Origin of the sequence: Mesorhizobium sp. M1163 (assembly GCF_040318415.1) — a bacterium.
GTDB lineage: Bacteria > Pseudomonadota > Alphaproteobacteria > Rhizobiales > Rhizobiaceae > Mesorhizobium.
Genome location: NZ_JAMYMF010000006.1, coordinates 162,041 through 180,535, shown reverse-complemented (window position 1 = coordinate 180,535; position 18,495 = coordinate 162,041). Strand labels below are relative to the sequence as shown.

General features: G+C 61.0%; 19 protein-coding genes and 2 pseudogenes. 15 read left to right on the top strand and 6 right to left on the bottom strand.

Features of this window, described 5'->3' with window-relative positions:
* Positions 1 to 78: 78 nt before the first annotated feature.
* Both NKH43_RS08535 and NKH43_RS08530 read right to left on the bottom strand, forming a co-directional pair.
* Positions 79 to 597: an A24 family peptidase gene (locus NKH43_RS08535; RefSeq protein WP_352857470.1), complete on the bottom strand. Its 519-nt coding sequence runs from the start codon at positions 595 to 597 to the stop codon at positions 79 to 81.
* 151 nt (positions 598 to 748) lie between these two features.
* A complete protein-coding gene (locus tag NKH43_RS08530) occupies positions 749 to 922 on the bottom strand; it encodes a Flp family type IVb pilin (protein WP_352857468.1) in 174 nt (57 codons plus the stop codon).
* Between the two features lie 347 nt (positions 923 to 1,269).
* Here NKH43_RS08530 and NKH43_RS08525 point away from each other — a divergent pair, with 347 nt between their 5' ends.
* From NKH43_RS08525 to NKH43_RS08515, 3 genes are all read left to right on the top strand, one after another.
* The gene (locus NKH43_RS08525; RefSeq protein ID WP_352857466.1) at positions 1,270 to 1,692 is read left to right on the top strand and encodes a pilus assembly protein N-terminal domain-containing protein; all 423 of its coding nucleotides are present in this window, start codon (positions 1,270 to 1,272) and stop codon (positions 1,690 to 1,692) included.
* 150 nt (positions 1,693 to 1,842) lie between these two features.
* Positions 1,843 to 2,403, top strand: coding sequence for a TadE/TadG family type IV pilus assembly protein (locus NKH43_RS08520; protein WP_352857500.1), 561 nt, complete (start codon positions 1,843 to 1,845; stop codon positions 2,401 to 2,403).
* 30 nt (positions 2,404 to 2,433) lie between these two features.
* The gene (locus NKH43_RS08515) at positions 2,434 to 3,054 is read left to right on the top strand and encodes a TadE/TadG family type IV pilus assembly protein (protein ID WP_352857464.1); all 621 of its coding nucleotides are present in this window, start codon (positions 2,434 to 2,436) and stop codon (positions 3,052 to 3,054) included.
* Positions 3,055 to 3,082: 28 nt separating this feature from the next.
* On the opposite strand, the pseudogene NKH43_RS08510 reads toward NKH43_RS08515, so the two are convergent.
* Positions 3,083 to 4,009: pseudogene (locus NKH43_RS08510) on the bottom strand (PhnD/SsuA/transferrin family substrate-binding protein).
* 159 nt (positions 4,010 to 4,168) lie between these two features.
* Here NKH43_RS08510 and NKH43_RS08505 point away from each other — a divergent pair.
* From NKH43_RS08505 to NKH43_RS08465, 9 genes and pseudogenes are all read left to right on the top strand, one after another.
* A complete protein-coding gene (locus NKH43_RS08505; RefSeq protein WP_352857460.1) occupies positions 4,169 to 5,410 on the top strand; it encodes a phosphopentomutase in 1,242 nt (413 codons plus the stop codon).
* Complete coding sequence (gene mutM, locus NKH43_RS08500) at positions 5,403 to 6,293, top strand: bifunctional DNA-formamidopyrimidine glycosylase/DNA-(apurinic or apyrimidinic site) lyase (RefSeq protein WP_352857458.1); 891 nt, start codon at positions 5,403 to 5,405, stop codon at positions 6,291 to 6,293. Before NKH43_RS08505 ends, mutM begins: the two co-directional genes overlap by 8 nt.
* A 23-nt stretch (positions 6,294 to 6,316) precedes the next feature.
* A complete protein-coding gene (locus NKH43_RS08495; RefSeq protein ID WP_023719544.1) occupies positions 6,317 to 7,090 on the top strand; it encodes an enoyl-CoA hydratase in 774 nt (257 codons plus the stop codon).
* A 160-nt stretch (positions 7,091 to 7,250) separates the two neighbouring features.
* Positions 7,251 to 7,517 (top strand): 30S ribosomal protein S20, encoded by a 267-nt coding sequence (rpsT, locus tag NKH43_RS08490; RefSeq protein WP_023676922.1) that lies wholly within the window; start codon positions 7,251 to 7,253, stop codon positions 7,515 to 7,517.
* Between the two features lie 838 nt (positions 7,518 to 8,355).
* Positions 8,356 to 9,903, top strand: a complete 1,548-nt coding sequence (gene dnaA, locus NKH43_RS08485) for a chromosomal replication initiator protein DnaA (RefSeq protein ID WP_031194174.1) — start codon at positions 8,356 to 8,358, stop codon at positions 9,901 to 9,903.
* Positions 9,904 to 10,102: 199 nt separating this feature from the next.
* Entirely contained in the window at positions 10,103 to 11,221 is a 1,119-nt protein-coding gene (gene dnaN, locus NKH43_RS08480) for a DNA polymerase III subunit beta (protein ID WP_023719546.1), read from the top strand.
* 25 nt (positions 11,222 to 11,246) lie between these two features.
* A complete protein-coding gene (gene recF / locus NKH43_RS08475; RefSeq protein WP_352857456.1) occupies positions 11,247 to 12,395 on the top strand; it encodes a DNA replication/repair protein RecF in 1,149 nt (382 codons plus the stop codon).
* 76 nt (positions 12,396 to 12,471) lie between these two features.
* Entirely contained in the window at positions 12,472 to 13,233 is a 762-nt protein-coding gene (locus tag NKH43_RS08470; RefSeq protein WP_031194176.1) for a molybdopterin-synthase adenylyltransferase MoeB, read from the top strand.
* Positions 13,230 to 13,723 (top strand): annotated as a pseudogene (locus tag NKH43_RS08465) (GNAT family N-acetyltransferase). Before NKH43_RS08470 ends, NKH43_RS08465 begins: the two are co-directional and overlap by 4 nt.
* Before the next feature lie 64 nt (positions 13,724 to 13,787).
* Here NKH43_RS08465 and NKH43_RS08460 read toward each other — a convergent pair.
* Complete coding sequence (locus tag NKH43_RS08460) at positions 13,788 to 14,789, bottom strand: 2-hydroxyacid dehydrogenase (RefSeq protein ID WP_023719550.1); 1,002 nt, start codon at positions 14,787 to 14,789, stop codon at positions 13,788 to 13,790.
* Between the two features lie 157 nt (positions 14,790 to 14,946).
* Here NKH43_RS08460 and NKH43_RS08455 point away from each other — a divergent pair, with 157 nt between their 5' ends.
* Entirely contained in the window at positions 14,947 to 15,504 is a 558-nt protein-coding gene (locus tag NKH43_RS08455) for an SH3 domain-containing protein (protein WP_023719551.1), read from the top strand.
* Between the two features lie 82 nt (positions 15,505 to 15,586).
* Here NKH43_RS08455 and NKH43_RS08450 read toward each other — a convergent pair whose 3' ends face one another.
* Positions 15,587 to 15,946, bottom strand: a complete 360-nt coding sequence (locus NKH43_RS08450; protein ID WP_023719552.1) for a DUF4260 domain-containing protein — start codon at positions 15,944 to 15,946, stop codon at positions 15,587 to 15,589.
* A gap of 10 nt (positions 15,947 to 15,956) precedes the next feature.
* The gene (gene irrA, locus NKH43_RS08445; RefSeq protein WP_352857454.1) at positions 15,957 to 16,388 is read right to left on the bottom strand and encodes an iron response transcriptional regulator IrrA; all 432 of its coding nucleotides are present in this window, start codon (positions 16,386 to 16,388) and stop codon (positions 15,957 to 15,959) included.
* 240 nt (positions 16,389 to 16,628) lie between these two features.
* Here irrA and fabA point away from each other — a divergent pair, with 240 nt between their 5' ends.
* Entirely contained in the window at positions 16,629 to 17,147 is a 519-nt protein-coding gene (gene fabA, locus NKH43_RS08440) for a 3-hydroxyacyl-[acyl-carrier-protein] dehydratase FabA (protein ID WP_352857452.1), read from the top strand.
* Between the two features lie 121 nt (positions 17,148 to 17,268).
* Positions 17,269 to 18,489, top strand: a complete 1,221-nt coding sequence (gene fabB / locus NKH43_RS08435) for a beta-ketoacyl-ACP synthase I (protein ID WP_023719554.1) — start codon at positions 17,269 to 17,271, stop codon at positions 18,487 to 18,489.
* Positions 18,490 to 18,495: the final 6 nt, after the last annotated feature.

Here is an 18,495-nt window from a genome sequence, read left to right as displayed (position 1 = left end):
AAATTAGAGCGACCAAGCCCCGCCCGAAGGAAAGGCGTGGTCAACTCGCCTGCCCCGGCGCCATAGAGTAAGCAAAATTCAGCCGGCCAGCCTGGTGAGTGCCCAGGCCATCAATGGCGAGTCCGGATAGGTAAGCAGACCGCCAATGCCCAGCGCTATGCCGTACGGAACGCCGGTCGCTTCATCTGCAAAATGGCGCAGGAACCGATTGTGGCTTGTGACGGCGGCAAGCAGCGATTTTCGATAGGCGAGGATGGCAAGCGTCAGCAGACCGCCGATGAATGTCGAGCTGACGAGATACTCGACGAGATGGATGTTCAGTCCCATCCATACGGCAGTGGCAGCCAGGAGCTTGGCGTCGCCGCCGCCCATGCCGCCAAGCGCGAACAGGCCGAATGTCACCACAAGAACCAGGCCGCCGGCGGCGAAATGCCCGCCATAGGTGGCCCAGTCCATGCCGGTCAAAGGCGCAACCAAGGCAAAGACAACGACGAGCAGCACAGGCACGCGATTGGCGATCGTCATCGACAGCATGTCGGAGATCGCGGCAAAAAGCATGCAGAACGGAAAGACGACGAAGATCACGGATTCAAGCATGGGCGTGGCGCCTGTGGTCAAACTGTACCTGGTCCCAGCCTAGGCATGTTCGATTAACGATTGATGAGGTCTAAAGTTCAAATCATGCGTAGGACTAAATAAGGGCCGCCAGTGCGGCGGCCCTTATTGGAAAACAACGGAATGTTGTTGCTTAATTCGAAGCGTTGACCTTGCTGGCAATCTTGTCAAACTTGGCGTTCAGCGCGTTGCCGAGCGAGGTGGCGCCGACCATGATGGCGAGCGCGATGAGAGCGGCGATCAGACCGTATTCGATAGCGGTCGCGCCGGATTCGTCCTTCACAAAACGTGCGATGAGGTTAGACATTCGAGCTCCTACTCCAATTGTTACAGCACTTCCGTCAACTTCTCTTGATGGCTGATCGGATGCTGCGAATGTAAGCGGAAGCTGTTTCGATCGGCTTAATAAACAGGCTTACCGATTCCTTTCCCGCTTCGATGACATTGCGTAGTTAACCCAGAACTAAAATACCGACCACTGGGTCCACGGGCGAACAAAGGGGCGAAAAAAGCGCAACTCGGCAAAGACATTTGAGCCGTGCCGGCTAGCCCAATGCCGGTTCCGGACTTAATCCTGAACTTCAGCCGCTTAACGGTTGGTTCACCAATCTCGTTCATGTTCTGTTGAACAGTTTGTTGCCGGGGAGCGCCTCAATGGCCGGGCCGAGATCGTCATTTCCAGTTGCCGTGGTTCTTGCCGCAGCGGCTTTCGCCGTTCCAGCCAAGGCGGGCGCCGGCATCGAGGTCACGATGAACCAGGCAAAGATCGTCAAATTATCGCGCGCCGCCGATACGATTGTCGTCGGCAATCCGGCGATCGCCGACGCCTCCGTGCAGGACGCATCGACGATCGTACTGACCGGCAAGGGATTTGGCGTCACCAATCTTGTCGTCCTCGATCAGGAGGGCAACCCGATCGTCGATGAGCAAATAACGGTCGTGCGCCAGGCAGCGTCGTCGGTGCGCATCTATCGGCGTGCCGAAGTACAGACCATGTCCTGCGCGCCATATTGCGAAAGCTCGTACAAGAGCGATGCCGAGAAGGCCTCTGAGGCCGAGATGAGCGCCGGGCATTAGCCAGCCGACTTCTCCACCTTTGCGGGAACGCTTCGGTTATTGCCTGGTTAAGGCCTTTCCGCCGAATTTAACGGTCATTCCAACCGGACTTCAATCGGTTCCGACTAATGGTGGGATCCGATGCAGAACTGGAATCGGCGGGTAGAGGACATGAGCAAGGCAGGACGAGCAGGTTTTCCCGGAAGGTTTTTGGGCGACCGACGCGGAAGCACGGCGATCGAATTCGCCATGCTTGCAATTCCATTCGCGCTTCTTGTCTTCGCCATCCTGGAGAGCTGTATTTCATTTGCCGCACAAGAAGTGATGGCAAACGCCACAGACGACATCGCGCGCCAACTGCGTACCGGCCAATTAAGACCGGCCGATGTGTCCGGGACCAAGCTGCGGGATATGATCTGCATCAAATTGGAGATCATGGTCGCCAAGACCTGTCCCGGATTGCTGGTGGATTTGCGCGAATATCCGACCTTCGCCGATGCGGCGCTGGCCGGTTTCAAGATCCAGGATGGCGACGTCGTGTTGACCAAGGGCACGAGCACACAGACCTTCACCGTCGCACCAGGCCTGGCAGAGTCGAGAAACATGCTGCGGGTTTTTTACAAATGGCCGGTGATGACCGACTTCATGGCCAAGTCGATGGCCAATCTGAAGGACGGCAAAACGCTGCATTTCGCTTCGATCACTTGGCAGAACGAGCCGTTCGACAACTGAACCACCTAGTCGCTTGAAAAGGGCAAAGCCATGATTCGTGCGGGGGCACAGCTGGGCATCGCAGAGATTTGTACAAGAGCAGTCCGGCTTTGCTCGGACCGCGGCGGTATTGCGGCTGTCGAGTTTGCCCTCATCGTGCCTGTCCTGTTGATCATGTACTTTATGACCATGGAGGCCTCGCAAGCCATCGAAACCAGCAAGAAGGTCAGCCGCATCGGCAGCATGGTAGCGGACCTTGTCACGCAGCAGCAGACCATCAAGGCGGCCGATCTCGATGCCATCATGGCGATCGGCAGTTCCACGCTTCAGCCCTATAATCGTTCGAAACCGAAGATCATCATTACGGCGATACAGGTCACGGACGAGACGACGCCGAAAGTCTTGGTCGTGTGGTCGCGCAAAGTAGTCGATGGTGTCTCTAGCGTCGACGCCATCAAGGATTCCGCCACAACGGTCCCGAGCGCGCTCAAGATCAAAGGCACTTTCCTCATTCGGGTCGAAAGCGATCTCGCCTACAAGCCAATCATCACCTGGTCGGCGGATGGCCAAAGCCGGTTCGGGTTGAGCTCGGCCTTCAATTCGATATCGATGGCGGAAACTTATTATCTACGGCCGCGAAGGAGCCCGACCATTCCGTGCAGCGATTGCTGACGCCTGAAGCCCGCTAACCGGGCTGTAGCTATTGCTTGCGACCGCGGGCCGAGACCAGGTGCACGATGGCCGCAGCCAGCACATAATCCCTCGGACCGGCAACGGCGAACCCGCCGGAGTGTCTCGGCTCCAGAAGATCGTAAATGTCCGGCGCGGCTGATCTGAGATTGGTGAGAAAGACGGTGAGCCGGCGTTTGGCTTCGGGGTCCAGATCGCTGCGGACGGCGTGCGGACCATACCTCAGCAGGCCTGAGGTCCATACGACCTAAAGCGACGATTTCGAGAGCCCTGCGGCCTCGAGCCTCGCCACCGTGCCGCCAGGAGGATTTGGCCGTCCCTCTGCCACAGCCGGGATCCAGCCGAATATGGCATCGGCCTCGCCCTCGACCAGCATTGCTTCAGCTGCGGCAGCCGAATTGGCGTGGGTCAAAAACGGCGCATCTTCCGCCGCGTTGACCCCGTCTGCAGCCAGCCCGGCAAGCGGCAACAAAGCACCACCGACGCTGTCGAAAGGCGCCATGACGACCCGATGGACTGCCATGGCCATCAGATCGGGAACCCTCCCGTCGCGCGTCAGCAGTACGGAGCGGATGCCGATGGCGCCGCCGGAATCGAGCGGCGCCGCGAGAGGTTCGACACATCCGCACCGTTCGGAGGCGGCGGCGTAGGCGGTTGCCGAATAGATTGCATATTCGATCCGCGCATTGGCCTGCGCCTCGATCAACGACGTATAGTCGCGGGCAACGACAAACTCCACCTTCATGCCGAGCGCTTTGGTATAGGCGTCGGTCAGCAGCGCCAGACCTGGAACGGTGTTGCCGGCGCCAGGCTCGGCGACGATACCGATACGGAACGTTCCGATATCATCGCGCCAATCGGCACGCGCCAGGTTCGCGCAAGATGCATCCAGCAGCAAGGCCAGTGCGGCAGCGAATGCTTTCAGGGCAGGCCTCATGCGAGCTCCATGCCGCGCATTTCGATCGGCAGATCGACCATGCCGCGATTCGTTTCTCCCGGACCAGCACGCCAAGCCGTGCCGTTCGGGTTTCCGAATTGCCAACGGCAGCGCGGAACCCTATGTCTGAGTCAACACCCAGGCAATGATGAACCTTTGATGGCACGCGCCTCCCTTTTTGTCCTTGACTCCTTCGGCATCGGCGGCGCGGCCGACGCCGAACGCTATGGCGACACTGGCTCCAACACGTTCGCACACATCGCGCAGGCCTGCGCGGAAGGCCGCGCCGATCGTGAAGGCCTGCGTGGCGGACCGCTTCTTGTACCAAACATGCTATCGCTCGGCCTCGGCCATGCCGCGGCAACGGCGACGGGTTTCAGGTTCGAGAATGGCGGCAGCGTCGAGTTTGCCGCCGCCTTTCACGGCGCGGCACAGGAGGTTTCGAGCGGCAAGGACACGCCATCGGGCCATTGGGAAATAGCCGGCCTGCCGGTCCGTTTCGACTGGGGTTACTTCCCCGACACGATTCCCGCCTTTCCAGCCGAGTTGACCGAAGCAATGGTGGGTGAAGGGAAGGTGCCCGGCATTCTCGGCAATTGTCATGCCCCCGGCACCGAGATCATCGAACGGTTCGGCGAAGACCATATCCGCACCGGCAAGCCGATTTGCTACACCTCGGTCGACTCCGTCCTGCAGATCGCCGCGCATGAGGTTCATTTCGGCCTGGAACGGCTTTACGACTTCTGCAAGATAGTGCGCGGGCTGGTCGATCCGCTGAATATCGGGCGCGTCATCGCACGACCGTTTATCGGTGAAACCGCCGCCACGTTCGCGCGAACGCATAATCGTCGCGACTATGCCGTACCGCCGCCGGAACCGACGCTGCTCGACCGGCTGACGGCGCGCGGCAGCCGGGTTATCGCAATCGGCAAGATCGGCGACATCTTCGCCCATCGGGGGATCTCGGAAGTCCGCAAGGCTGCCGGCAACATGGCGATGTTCGACAAAGCGCTTGGCGCCATGGAAGATGCCCGCGACGGCGACTTCGTCTTCGCGAACTTTGTCGACTTTGATACCGAGTTCGGACATCGGCGCGACGTCGCGGGGTATGCCGCCGCACTCGAAGCTTTCGACCGGCGCCTGCCGGAGGCATTCGCGCGGCTGAGGCCAGGCGATCTGCTCATTTTGACCGCCGATCACGGCAACGATCCGACGTGGCGCGGCACCGACCACACACGCGAGCGTATTCCGGTTATCGGCACACGGCCGGGTTTCAAAGGCGCGGACATTGGACTGAGGACGACATTTGCCGACATCGGCGAAACCGTGGCCGAACATCTCGGGCTGGCGCCCGGCCCATACGGCACCTCCTTCCATGCCACGATAAGCGGCCATGCCTGAGCTGCCGGAGGTCGAGACAGTCAGGCGCGGTCTGCAGCCGATCCTTGAAGGTGCCCGCATCGTCGGTGTCGAGGCACGCCGGCCCGATTTGCGGTTTCCATTCCCCGAGAGATTTTCGGAGCGGCTGACCGGCAAGACGATTGCAGCGCTCGGCCGCCGCGCCAAATATCTGACGATGCACCTGGACAATGGCCCGGTGCTGATCTGCCATCTCGGCATGTCGGGTTCGTTTCGCGTCGAAACGGCCGACGAGAGTGCAACACCCGGGGCGTTCCACTATGAACGTTCGAAAAACACCGCTCACGATCACGTCGTCTTCGACATCACATCACCTGCCGGCGTCCGCTCTCGCGTGATCTTCAACGACCCGCGCCGCTTCGGGTTCATGCTGTTTTCGGAAGACGAGCCAGACATGCATCCGATGCTGGCGGGATTAGGTGTCGAGCCTACAGGCAATGCACTGGACGGCGCTCTGCTCGCTTCGCTGCTGAAAGGTCGCAAGTCACCGCTGAAGGCGGCGCTTCTCGACCAACGGCTGATCGCCGGGCTAGGCAATATCTACGTCTCGGAAGCGCTTTGGCGGGCCGGCCTGTCACCGCTGCGCAAAGCGGGCACGCTCGCGAGAGCCGGCAAGAAAGCCAGAGAACAGAGCGAACGCCTGGCCGAAGCAATCCGCTCGGTCGTCGCCGACGCGATCGCCGCCGGCGGCTCGTCGTTGCGCGATTATATGCAGACCGATGGATCGCTGGGCTACTTCCAGCATTCCTTCGCGGTTTATGATCGCGAGGGCGAGGCCTGCTCCAAGCCTGGTTGTGGCGGGCACATCGAGCGTATCGTGCAAAGCGGTCGCTCAACCTTCCACTGCCGGACCTGTCAGGCTTGAAACACAAGCGAGGAGGAGCAAGCATGGGCTATGAAACCATCATCGTCGAGACCCGCGGCAAGGTCGGGCTGATTACGCTGAACCGGCCGCAAGCGCTCAATGCGCTGAATTCACAAGTGCTGGCGGAACTGGTTGCGTCGGTGAACAGCATGGGCGCAAATGCCGACATCGGCGCTATGGTCATCACTGGTTCGGAAAAGGCTTTCGCCGCAGGTGCCGATATCAAGGAAATGCAGTCAATCTCCTATGTGGATGCCTATCTGCAGGATTTCTTCGTCGGCTGGGAAGAATTTACGCGGGCACGAAAGCCGATCATCGCGGCGGTGGCGGGCTACGCTCTGGGCGGCGGCTGCGAACTGGCGATGATGTGCGATTTCATCATCGCCGCCGATACCGCCAAGTTTGGCCAACCCGAGATCACGCTGGGTGTCATGCCCGGCATGGGCGGATCGCAGCGCCTGACCCGCTTCGTCGGCAAGTCGAAGGCGATGGATATGTGCCTGACGGGGCGAATGATGGACGCAGCCGAGGCCGAGCGTTCCGGCCTGGTCTCGCGCGTCGTGCCAGCCGGCGAGTTGATCGAGGAAGCGCTTAAGGCAGCGGCCAAGATCGCCGGTTTTTCCTTGCCATCGGTGATGATGGCGAAGGAGGCTGTCAACCGCGCCTATGAGACGACGCTCACCGAGGGCCTGCGGTTCGAGCGCCGGCTGTTTCATTCGCTGTTTGCGCTGGACGACCAGAAGGAAGGCATGGCGGCCTTCACCGGCAAGCGGAAGCCGAATTTCACGAACCGATGAGATGACGAAGGCACCGGCCAAAAAGAAAGCGCCGCAGCGTTGACGCGCCGGAAAAGCTGAACTATAAGCCGCACCAACCGAGGCGGCCCTGTGGCTGCCCGTTTGTTTTTTGCGCCCCGCGGTATCCCGCAAGCGCCCACCAGATCAGAAGAGAGGCACCATGGCCAATACCTCCTCGGCCAAAAAGGCAACGCGCAAGATCGCCCGTCGCGCAGCGATCAACAAGAACCGTCGCTCCCGCGTCCGGACCTACATCCGCCAGGTCGAAGAGGCGCTCGCGGCTGGCGACAAGGCGGCCGCACAGGCTGCCTTCAAGGTGGCCGAGCCGGAATTGATGCGGGCCGCGACCAAGGGCGTGGTGCACAAGAACACTGCATCGCGCAAGGTGTCGCGGCTGGCCCAACGGGTCAAGGTGCTGTCGGCCTAATATACCTTTTCCTGAACTGCGCTTCTTCAAACCCGGCCGATCGCGCCGGGTTTTTTCGTTTGCCGGCAAGTACTTAAAAGAAAGCCCGCAAAACGGCGCTCCGCGTGCATTTCAAAGTTCGAAATGCTTTGCCGGCATATACATGCCCGCTGATATTCGCAGCCTTCGAAACCGCCAATGCGAAAATTTCCGAGCGTCACAGATTACCGTTTCTTTTCAGCAGTTTACAGATGGTGATCCACAGCTTGTTCACATCGGCTGCGGTCGATAGGCGACAATTGGCTGTCAAGTGAATTATTTCAGAAAATTTCGCGTTGTGTGGCCTTTTTCATATTCGCCGGAAAAGGGTTTGAATCACAATGGCTTTGTCAAAATCAACTGTTGCGGCATGGCGTCCGAACCGTCCCTTGCTAGTCAGATTCCTTAAAAATCCGTTAGGGGTGGCCTTGCCCTATCCACAGCGATTTCGGTAATGTCTGTCCATCGAAGGGACGGGCCCTTGGCCCTTGACCAGCCTGAAACCGGCCAGCTCAAATTGGCAGAGTTTACAACGCGGATTCAACTCCGCGGACGGGGTTGGTTTGTCTTTTTGATACGGTAGGGGACTGGCGTAATTGTACATGGCAGGTCGACGGTGCGCCGGCGTTTTTCGCCGGACGGCATTTTATTGCCCTGACATGACCAAGGCGGATCGGCACTTCGGCGCCGGACCGATAACGAGGCGATTCATCAGCCGGCGGTGGCGATGGTGTCGCAGCGAAGACACGGTCGCCGGAAACATGGATGCAGGAGGCGCATCCCCGGCGGAAAACAGGTACAAGAGACAAGGAACTCGATCATGCAGAGCGGCGGCATCGAAAGGGAGCTTACGGGCGACCTCCCATTTCCTGGAACGTTAATCGGAAGGAACGACATGGCGGCTTCCAATGAAGCTGAACAGAAGTTCGATCGGGTCAAGGCCCAGCTGAAGGCGCGTCTGGGAACCGAGGTCTATTCGAGCTGGTTCGGGCGCATGAAGGTCGCTGAATCCTCCAAGGGCATTGTCCGCATCTCGGTGCCAACCGCATTCCTGCGTTCATGGATCAACGGCCACTATCTCGATCTCATCGCCGAGTTGTGGAAGCACGAGGATCCGGAGATCCTCAAGATCGAGATCGTCGTTCGCACCGCCACACGCCAGGGCCGCAACAGCGTCGAGCCGGAAGTGGCCCCGGCACGCAAGATGACCAGGCAGACGCAAACCGCTCTCTCTGCGGGCACGGCGAGCCCCAGCAGGGTCGAGCGGGTCCCGGCACCCCGCCCAGGAATGCCGGCAGAGACAGAGTTCCGGCACAATGTGCTCGGTTCGCCGCTCGATCCACGCTACACTTTCACCTCCTTCATCGAGGGACCATCGAACCGAGTGGCTTTTGCCGCTGCCAAGGCGGTCGCGGAATCACAGTCGAGCGCGGTGCGCTTCAATCCGCTCTTTCTTCACGCGACGGTTGGGCTGGGCAAGACGCATCTGTTGCAGGCGATCGCCGCAGAATCGCTGAAGCAGAACCCGAAATCGCGGGTCGTCTATCTGACGGCTGAATATTTCATGTGGCGGTTCGCCACCGCGATTCGCGACAACAACGCACTGACGCTGAAAGAACAGCTTCGCGACATCGACCTTCTCATCATCGACGACATGCAGTTCCTGCAGGGCAAGTCGATCCAGCATGAATTCTGCCATTTGATCAACATGCTGCTCGACAGCGCCAAGCAAGTGGTGGTCGCTGCCGACCGGCCGCCGTCGGAATTGGAGTCGCTGGAGCCGCGCGTCCGCTCGCGCCTCAACGGCGGCGTCGCGCTGGAAATGTCGGCCCCGGATTTCGCCATGCGCATCGGTATGCTCAAGCTCAGGCTTGCCACCGCCAAGCTCGACGATGTGTCGCTCGATATTTCCGAAGAGATCCTCAATCACGTTGCCCGCACGGTGACCGGCAGCGGGCGCGAGCTCGAAGGTGCCTTCAACCAGCTTTTGTTTCGCCAATCCTTCGAACCGCAGATCACCATCGACCGCATCGACGAGATCCTTGGCCACATCTATCGTTCCGGCGAGCCGAAGCGGGTGCGTATCGAGGACATTCAGCGCATCGTCGCACGCCATTACAACGTGTCGAAGACTGAACTTCTGTCCAACCGGCGCACACGCACCATCGTCAAGCCACGGCAGGTCGCCATGTACCTGTCGAAGGTGATGACGCCGCGCTCGCTGCCGGAGATCGGGCGGCGTTTCGGCGGCCGTGACCATACGACGGTGCTGCATGCCGTGCGCAAGATCGAGGATCTTTCAGGCGTCGACAACACACTGGCGCAGGAACTCGAATTGCTGAGAAGGCTGATCAACGACCAGGCCTGACGGCGCGAAAAACGCCGGCTCGCGGACTTCGGCCTTTTTATCCCCAGAAAGCCCGTGCAGCCGGCCCGAACCGGTGGCGCGGGCTTGCGTTTGCCGGGTTTTTCCTGTCAGTTTACGCAGATTCTGAGCCTGTTCAGACCTTTCGCGGGGCGCCGCTTGCCGGAGACCCGTTCATTCATTCAAGCGAGCCTGTTTCGTCATGCGTGTTATCCTGGAACGGTCAAATCTCCTGAAGTCGCTCAACCATGTTCACCGCGTGGTCGAGCGGCGCAACACCATTCCGATCCTGTCGAACGTGCTGCTCAGCGCCGAGGGGGCCAGCCTTGAAATGAAGGCGACCGACCTCGACCTGGAGGTGACCGAAGCAACGCCGGCAAAGGTCGAGCGTGGCGGGGCGACGACGGTTCCGGCGCATCTGCTCTACGACATCGTGCGCAAGCTTGCCGACGGCGCGGAGGTGGCGCTGAAGACCGACGAAGACGGCAACGCCATGACGGTGACGTCGGGGCGCTCGAGCTTCCGCCTGCAGTGCCTGCCGCAGTCCGACTTTCCCGAGCTTTCAGCCGGGTCGTTCTCGCATATTTTCCGGCTCGATTCCCTCGGGCTAAAGGGCCTCATCGAGAAGACCCAGTTCGCCATCTCGACCGAGGAGACGCGCTATTATCTGAACGGCATCTATCTGCACACGCACGAGGCTGGCGGCAAGCTGAAGCTGCGCTCGGTCGCGACCGACGGCCATCGGCTGGCGCGCGCCGAGATCGACGCACCAGCGGGCTCCGAGGGCATGCCTGGCGTCATCATCCCGCGAAAGACGGTCAGCGAGTTGCAGAAGCTGGTCGACGACCCCGACATTGCGGTGACCACCGAGCTGTCGGACACCAAGATCCGTTTCACCATCGGCAGCGTCATCTTGACCTCCAAGCTGATCGACGGCACTTTCCCGGACTACCAGCGCGTCATTCCGACCGGCAACGACAAGAAGCTGATCATCGATCGTCAGAGTTTCGCCGCTGCCGTCGATCGCGTTTCGACCATTTCGTCCGAACGCGGCCGGGCTGTAAAGCTTTCGATCGCCGAAGGCCAGGTCACGCTTGCAGTCAACAATCCGGATTCAGGCAGCGCCACCGAAGAACTGGCAGCCGACTATTCGTCCGATCCGATCGAAATCGGCTTCAACGCCAAATACCTGCTCGACGTTGCCGCGCAACTGACCGGCACGGAGGCGAAGTTCATGCTGGCGGATGCCGGATCCCCGACACTGATCCACGACATGGCCGACGAGACCGCGCTCTACGTGTTGATGCCGATGCGTGTGTAGGGCCCGAACGAGGCCATCTGCTGTCGTGACCAGATTTGCAAACCCGCGGCAGACTTACGTAAGTAAGCTTACACTTACGAATTTCCGCAATTATGCGGCGTTGGCAATCGACCTTGATCCCGGCGCTGTGGTTTTCTCCGGCGACAATGGCGCCGGCAAGACCAATCTGCTTGAAGCGATCTCGCTGCTCACGCCAGGCCGCGGCCTGCGCCGCGCACCCTATGCCGAGGTGGCGCGCGAAGGCGGCGACGGTGGCTTTGCGCTGCATGCCCGGCTTGACGGGCCGGACGGCCAGGTCGAGATCGGTACCGGGATTGCAGGCAGCGACAGCGAAGGCGGCAGGCGGGTGCGGATCAACGGCGCGGCGGCGCGCTCAGCCGAAGACATGCTGGAATGGCTGCGCGTGGTCTGGCTGACACCGGCCATGGACGGCCTGTTCCCCGGGCCAGCCGCCGACCGTCGGCGCTTCCTCGACCGACTGGTGCTGGCGATCGACCCCGGCCACGGCCAGCGCGCGCTTGACTACGAAAAGGCAATGCGCGGCCGCAACAGGCTGCTCGCCGACGGTTCGCGCGACGGTGCCTGGTTCGATGCCATCGAGATGCAAATGGCGGAGACCGGCGTGGCAATTGCCGCGGCGCGTGCCGAACTGGTGCGCCTGCTCGCCGCCATGATCGACCGTCTGCCCGGCGACGGACCGTTTCCGCAAGCCGACATCGGCATCTCGGGGGAACTGGAAGGCGAAGTCGGCATTTCGCCGGCCGTCGACGTCGAGGAACGGTTCCGTCGTGCGCTTGCCCAAGGGCGCGACCGTGACCGCACCGCCGGACGCACGCTCGACGGCCCGCACCGTTCCGATCTCGTGGTGCGCCACCGGCCCAAGGCAATGCCGGCCGAACTCTGCTCGACCGGCGAGCAGAAGGCGCTGCTGGTCGGCATTGTCTTGTCGCATGCACGGCTAACCGGCGAGATGTCGGGCATGACGCCGATCCTGCTGCTCGACGAGATCGCTGCCCATCTCGACGGAGGCCGGCGCGCGGCCTTGTTCTCGATCCTGGAGGAGCTGAACTGCCAGGCTTTCATGACCGGGACCGATGCCGCGTTGTTTGACAGCCTCAAGGGACGCGCGCAGTTCCTGACCGTCGATCACGGCAAGGTCAGGCCGACCATCTGAACTTCGTCCATGACGCATTTCTGAGCCGCATGCATTGACGCCTGACAAGTTTTTTCCTCCGTTATATGGTCCGGCGATGATCACAGCCGCCCTCACCGACGAAGAGCTCGAACGCTACGCCCGCCACATCGTGCTGCCCGAAATCGGCGGCGCCGGCCAGCAGCGGCTAAAGCGGGCGCGGGTGCTGGTCATCGGCGCCGGCGGGTTGGGAGCGCCGGTGCTCGAATATCTCGCCGCCGCAGGGATTGGCACACTCGGTATCGTCGACGACGACATCGTTTCGCTTTCCAACCTGCAACGACAAGTGATCCACGCCACGGGCGATGTCGGCATGGCGAAAACCGACAGCGCCAAGGCGGCGATCATCCGCATCAATCCAAACGTCGTCGTGGAAGAGCACAATTTCAGGCTGACCGCGGACAACGCCCCTGCCCTCATCGCCGATTATGACATCGTCGTTGACGGCTCCGACAATTTCGAGACGCGCTACGCCGTGGCCGACGCCTGCGCCGCCGAAAGCCGGCCGCTCGTCCATGCCGCCGTTGGCCGCTTCGACGGCTCGGTCACGGTGCTGAAGCCGTTCGAAACCGGTCCGGACGGCACGTTGAACCCAAGCTACCGCGATCTTTTTCCCGAAGCGCCGCCGCCGGGACTGGTGCCGTCCTGCGCGGTGGCCGGCATTGTCGGCGCGCTGAGCGGGGTCATCGGCACGCTGCAAGCCATGGAGGCAATCAAGCTGATCACCGGGATTGGCGAGCCGCTGGTCGGGCGACTGCTGCTCTACGATGCACTGGCGGCACGCTTCGACACGATCCGCTACAAGCGAACTAGCCGGTGAGCCTGCCTGCCGACGTTTCCATTGTGCAGCTTGCGGCCGACTTCGATCGTTGGGACGAGGTCTTGGCACTGGTCATGCGCGCCTTCGCCTTCATGGAAGACGTTATTGATCCGCCGTCCTCGGCGCATCGGCTCACTGTCGAAAATCTTAGGGCTAGACTAAAGCGCTGGAGGAGACAGGATTCCTGGCGCTGAAGGAAAGCGAGATCGTCGGTTGCGTCTTCATCCTGGAGCGGGCAGACGACCTCTACGTCGGAAAGCTCGCGGTTGTGCCGGCTCTTCAGGGACAAGGCATCGGAAAGCGGCTGATGCAGGCTGTCGAAGATCTTGCCCGTAGCCACAACCGGGCCGCCATCGAGCTCCAGACCCGGGTCGAACTGACCGGAAACCACGCTGCCTTCGCCCGCCTCGGCTTTCGCGAAACCGAACGGACAGCGCACAAGGGCTACGACCGGCCGACCTCAATCACCATGCGCAAGGCGCTTTCGTAAGCCAACACTATCCAAAGACGAACGCGTGGTTGCCGCGGCAAGGCCATGCCGGCATGATGGCAGGTCACGCCCGCAGCGGCAGCACGCGGTCGGGCGGACGATGGCCATCGAAGAAGGCGCGGATGTTGATGATCACCTTCTCACCCATGTCGATGCGGCCTTCGAGCGTCGCCGAGCCCATATGCGGCAACAGCACGACCTTGCCTTTGTGGGCGAGCTTCAGAAGCTTGCTGTTCAGCGCCGGCTCGTGCTCGTAGACGTCGAGGCCGGCGCCGGCGATCTTGCCGTCATGGATGAGCTTGACCAGCGATTCCTCATCGATGATATCGCCGCGCGCGGTGTTGACTATGTAAGCGGACGGTTGCAGAAGCGCCAGCCGCCGCGCCGAAAGCAGGTGGAAGGTTGCCGGTGTCGATGGGCAATTGACCGAGATAATGTCCATACGGGCAAGCATCTGGTCGAGGCTTTCCCAATATGTGGCTTCCAACTCGTCCTCGATTGCCGGCAGCACGCGGTGGCGGTTGTGGTAGTGGATCGAGAGGCCAAAGGCCTTGGCGCGCCTGGCGACGGCGGTGCCGATGCGACCCATGCCGACAATGCCGAGCCGTTTGCCCCAGATGCGACGGCCGAGCATCCAGGTCGGCGACCAGCCCGCCCATTTCTTGTCCCCGGTCAGCACGTTGGCGCCTTCGGCCAGCCGTCGCGGCACGGCCAGCATCAGCGCCATGGTCATGTCGGCCGTATCTTCGGTCAGCACGTTCGGCGTATTGGTGACGGTGATGCCTTTCTTGGCCGCTGCCGCAACGTCGATCTTGTCGACGCCATTGCCGAAATTGGCGATCAGCTTGAGCTTGTCGCCGGCTTGGGCAATCAGCGCCGCGTCGATATTATCGGTCACGGTCGGCACCAGCACGTCAGCCTCCTTGACCGCCGCCACCAGTTCCGGCTGCGTCATCGGCCTGTCCTCGACATTCAACCGGGCGTCGAACAACTCGCGCATGCGGGTCTCGACCGGGTCGGGCAACTTGCGCGTGATGACGACGAGGGGCTTCTTTTTGCCTGCCATTGTTTCCTCGAACCCGATCTCGTTGAGACCTCTTTAACCAAGAACGGCGAAACTGAGAGCCGATCGCGGTACCGGTCATCCATGTAACAAGTGGTTCCGCCGAAGACAAAGAAAAAGGGGCGCGAAGGCCGATGGGCCGGCGCCGAAAGGAACGAAAGTGTCTGGTTTCGCGTCGCTCCGCCTGACCCTCAGTGCAGCATTCCTCGGCGCTCTCATCCATAGCCCACTGGTGATGGCGCAAAGTGCCGCGGCCCCCGCCCAGAGCGTCACGCTCGGACCAAGCGGCTTGCCGCTGCCGCGCTTCGTCAGCCTGAAATCCGGCCGCGTCAACTCGCGCGTCGGGCCGGGCGTCAACTATTCCGTCGATTGGATGTACATGAAACCAGGCCTGCCGATGGAGATCATCCAGGAGTTCGATACATGGCGCCGCGTGCGCGATGCCGACGGCTCGGAAGGCTGGATCAATCAGTCGCTGCTTTCGGGCCGCCGCACGGCGATCGTCGCCCCCTGGCAGCGCGGCAAGGACGCCCGCATCAACCTCCTCGACGACCCGGCAAAAGATGCAAGCGTCATCGCGATCCTCGAACCGGGGGTGATGGGCACGATCAAGTCCTGCGATGGCCAATGGTGCGAAATGACCTTCGACGGCCATACCGGCTGGCTCGCCCAGTCGCTCGTCTGGGGCGCCTATCCCGGCGAAAAGGTCAAGAACTGACGCTTCCGAACCGGAGGTCAGGCCAGCGCTGCAAGCACCGGATCCGGCATTTTGTTTCGCTGTTCTTCAATTCGGGGATGATCTAGCCGCCGATGCGGCCGAGATGGGTATCCTGGAAACTGCTCGACAGCTTCAAGCCATAGCCCAGGGCGCGGTCGATGGCGATGTGGGCGATCCAGATCAGCGCAACGGATGTCGCCAATGCATTGTCAAAGACGCTGCCGAAAAGCGCCAGCAGAACGGGCAAGACCAGTATGTGCAAGGTGTTGTAGGCGACGGCCCCGACGCGCGGCCCGGCCATGTAACCCAGGATCGACAGGTCGGGCGCCAGAACGAGCACTGCAAATAGCCACCAGGAAGCACCGGCCATTGCATAGAAGACAAGAGCCGCCACCGCGACGGCGACCCATTCGAGCCGGAGCGTCAAATCCAGGAAATTCATAAGGCGCCGGTCAGTCGCAGCGTTTCGGACGCAGTCTCACCACGATATCGACATTGGCGATCTCCATGCCTTCCGGCGGTTCCGGCAGGTTGGAAACCGTCACCGGGCCGCTGTCGATATCGAAGATCCTGTTTTCGCCCTCGATATAGAAATGATGGTGATCGGAGGTGTTGGTGTCGAAATAGGTCTTCGATCCCTCGACGGCAAGGATGCGCAAAAGGCCAGCGTGGGTGAACTGGTGCAGAGCATTGTAGACGGTGGCCAGAGACACCGGCACGCCGGCGGCAAGCGCTTCCTCGTGCAGTTCCTCGGCCGAAAGGTGGCGGTCGCCCTTGGCGAAAAGCAGATCGGCCAGCGCGATACGCTGGCGTGTCGGCCTCAGACCGGCTTCGCGAACCCGCTTGTCCACAGCGACATTATCCTTCCGGCAACCCAGATCCATCTATCCGTCGCGCCCACAGTTCCGTCTCAGACACGTCCAAAATGGCAGAAATAGAGCATCTGCCGAAATTGGACGTGTCCTGACATATATTCTGTCGGCCGAATGCGATCAATAGCGCGCATTGACCCGGGCAGACGGGCAGGTTAAGCGCAAACGCCGGTTTCCGGCCTGAAACAGATTGTGTTAGGAAACCACCAGCATGGGCGCCTATCGCCCGGGACGATCACGGGGACGAGATTGATGGCGGGTTCGAAATCCAGCTACGGTTACGAGGAATTGCTTGCCTGCGCCCGCGGCGAGCTGTTCGGACCGGGAAATGCGCAACTGCCCTATCCGCCGATGCTGATGTTCGACCGCATCACCGAGATCAGCGAAAACGGCGGTGCGTTCGACAAGGGTTTCATCCGCGCAGAATTCGATATCAAGCCGGATTTGTGGTTTTTCGCCTGCCATTTCATCGGCAATCCGATCATGCCGGGATGCCTGGGCCTGGACGCCATGTGGCAGTTGACGGGTTTCTACCTTGGATGGCTCGGCGAACCAGGCAAGGGAATGGCGCTATCGACAGGTGAGGTGAGATTCAAAGGCATGGTCACGCCTTCGGTCAAGAAGGTGGAGTATGGCGTCGACTTCAAGCGAGTGATGCGCGGTCGGCTTGTGCTTGGCATCGCCGATGGCTGGCTGAAGGCAGATGGCGAGCCCATATATGCGGCAACGGATCTGAAGGTCGGTCTGTCCAAGCAATCGGCCGCCGGCTGAGCGAAGACCAACAGTGCCACGTCTTGGACATCTAAAGGACGCTGTAGCACTTTAATTTGCGCATGGTTCCGTTCCGGAAACTTAATCAGGTTTCGGAGGTCCGTGCTGGAAGGAGTTGCGAATGAGACGGGTCGTAGTCACAGGTCTCGGCATCGTGTCGTCGATCGGCAACAATGCCAACGAGGTGCAGGCCTCCTTGCATGATGCCAGGTCCGGCATCAGCTTTTCCGACTCTTTCGCCGAGCATGGCTTCCGTTGCCGGGTGTGGGGAGCGCCGACGCTGGATCCGTCGGGAATGATCGACCGTCGCGCTATGCGCTTCCTGTCGCAAGGTGCTGCCTGGAACCATGTCGCGATGGACCAGGCGATCGCAGACGCCGGCCTCGACGAGACCGACATCACCAACGAGCGCACCGGCATCGTAATGGGCTCCGGCGGACCGTCGACCCGTGCAATCGTCGAAGCGGCCGAGACGACGATCAAAAACGGCAGCCCCAAGCGGATCGGCCCGTTCGCGGTGCCAAAAGCGATGTCGTCGACCGCTTCAGCGACGCTTGCCACTTGGTTCAAGATCCACGGCGTCAACTATTCGATCTCATCGGCCTGCTCGACGTCAGCGCATTGCATCGGCAATGGCTACGAGCTGATCCAGTGGGGGAAGCAGGACATCGTCTTCGCCGGCGGTCATGAGGATCTCGACTGGACGATGTCGGATCTGTTCGATGCCATGGGCGCCATGTCGTCCAAGTTCAACGACAGGGCATCAGTCGCCTCGCGCGCCTACGACGTCGATCGCGACGGTTTCGTCATTGCCGGCGGCGCCGGCGTGCTGATTCTTGAAGAGCTCGAGCATGCCAAGGCACGCGGCGCCAAGATCTATGCCGAGATCGTCGGCTATGGCGCCACCTCCGACGGCTACGACATGGTGGCGCCGTCGGGCGAAGGCGCGGCTCGCTGCATGAAGCAGGCGCTCGCAACGGTGTCCTCGCCGGTCGACTATATCAATACGCACGGCACTTCGACGCCGGTCGGCGACTCCAAGGAAATGGGCGCCATCCGCGAGGTGTTCGGCGAGAAGATGCCTTTCATCACGTCGACCAAATCGCTGACCGGTCATTCGCTGGGTGCGGCCGGCGTGCAGGAATCGATCTACTCGATCCTGATGATGCAAGGCGGCTTTATCGGCGAGAGCGCCCACATTGACAACCTCGATCCGGAATTCGAAGGCATGCCGATCGTGCGCAAGCGCATCGACGAAGCCAGGATCGACACCGTTTTGTCCAATTCGTTCGGTTTTGGTGGCACCAACGCTACGCTGATTTTCCAGCGCTATTCCGCATAAGGATTT